Here is a 1,653-nt window from a genome sequence, read left to right as displayed (position 1 = left end):
CCGGGGCCGCCACGCCGGCCGGACGTGCCCGCCTCCGCCGCACCGTGTGCCCATCACCCCGCCCCGCGCGGGTGGTATTAGAATGACGGCATGGTACGGACCCCCCTGACCCCCGAGGAGCACCGTCGCGGTGAGCGGCTGGGCGCGCTGCTGCGCCAGGCGCGCGGCGGACGCAGCATGGTCGAGGTCGCGGCGAGCGCGGGAATCTCCCCCGAAACCCTCCGCAAGATCGAGACGGGCCGGGCACCCACCCCCGCGTTCTTCACGGTGGCCGCCCTGGCGGGAGCGCTCGGGCTGTCGATGGACGAGCTGCTCGTCCACTGCGCGCCCGGCCCGGCCCTCACGTCCCTGCCCGAACGGGCCCTCGCGCCCGTGGCCGGATCGCCGGCAGCGCTGCCGCTCACCGCATAGGCGCCAGTAGGGTCGGGTCCGTGACCCTCCAGGACTTCGCCCGCAGTGAGTACGTCAGTCTGACCACCTACCGGAAGGACGGGACCCCCGTGGCCACCCCCGTCTGGGCGGGCGCGCGGGACGGCGTGCTGTACGTCTGGACGCGGTCCGACGCCGGGAAGGTCAAGCGGCTGCGCCGCGACGGCCGGGTGCGCGTGACCGTCTGCGACGTCCGCGGCAGGATCGCCGACGGCGCGCCGAGCGCCGAGGGCACGGCCCGGCTGCTCGACGAGGAGGGGACCGCCGCGGTCCGCGCGGTGCTCGCCCGCAAGTACGGCTGGAAGTTCTGGCTCGTGGACCGGCCCGCCGCCCTGGTGCGGCTCGGCAGGCGGCCCCACACGGGGATCGCCGTCACCTTCTGAGTACGCGTGTGGGCGAGGCGTGCCTCGAACGCCTCACCGTGGAAAAGGGTGCGTAGCCCGTCCGTAACACGCCTGCGGTCGAATGCCTGCGGACTGGAACGCTCCAGTCGTCGAGCCGGCGAAGGCGGCGGTGACGGTGCAACAGCAAGCAGACGCGGTAGGGGAGTTCGCGCGCCACCTGAGGGGACTGGCCACCCGGCTCGATCCCGGACAGGGGTGGTACGGCGTTTTCTGCGCACGTGATCCGCACGGCATGCGCGCCTGTTTCGACGGCACGGAGATCCCGCCCTGGGACGTCGTCGCGTCCCTGCTCCAGGACCTGGCGGTGCTGTGCGGCACCCCGTACGCCGCGCAGGAGTCCGAGCGGGTGGCCGCCCTGTACGCCGCGTCGGTGCGCGCGTACGACGGGCGCCCGGGCGGACGGCAGGCCCTCGTCGACCGGTTGGCGCTCATGGTCCGCGAACAGGCGTACGCGGAACGGCGCCTGCGTTCGGCCGGCCCCGGAGAGGCGCCGGCCGAGGCCATGACACCGGAGGCCCGTGCGCGGGCATGGGACGACCACACCCGGGCGACGGCCCGCTGCGCGGAACTGCGCAGCCGGCTGGGAGCGTTGGGGAGCGCCGGACCGGAGCTCGGGTACCCGGCGGGCAGCGACTCCCGCGTCCCGGAGCCCGGCGGGACACTCCCGCACTCCGCGCCCACCTTCCCGGACCCCTCGTCCACGTTCCAGGACACCGCATCCGCGTTACCGCACCCCGCTCCCGCGTTACCGCACCCCGCGCCCACGCACCCGGCCGGGCCCCGGGACGACGGCGGGCGCCGTGGGACGGCCGGCCTGCCC

2 protein-coding genes and 1 pseudogene are annotated in these 1,653 nt (G+C 75.2%); all 3 read left to right on the top strand.

All coding sequences use genetic code 11. The features are described from left to right. Positions 1-90 precede the first annotated feature (90 nt). Positions 91-411, top strand: a complete 321-nt coding sequence (locus tag ABZ371_RS32430) for a helix-turn-helix transcriptional regulator (RefSeq protein ID WP_358686487.1) — start codon at positions 91-93, stop codon at positions 409-411. Between the two features lie 20 nt (positions 412-431). Beyond that, entirely contained in the window at positions 432-812 is a 381-nt protein-coding gene (locus ABZ371_RS32425; protein WP_358686484.1) for a PPOX class F420-dependent oxidoreductase, read from the top strand. A gap of 130 nt (positions 813-942) precedes the next feature. Next, a pseudogene (locus ABZ371_RS32420) lies at positions 943-1,653 on the top strand (hypothetical protein); the annotation flags it as partial.

The organism is Streptomyces sp. NPDC005899, from assembly GCF_040629645.1.
In the GTDB taxonomy this organism is placed as follows: domain Bacteria; phylum Actinomycetota; class Actinomycetes; order Streptomycetales; family Streptomycetaceae; genus Streptomyces.
Note: the sequence above shows the minus strand (reverse complement) of the source record. Positions and strands in the feature narration are given on the sequence as shown.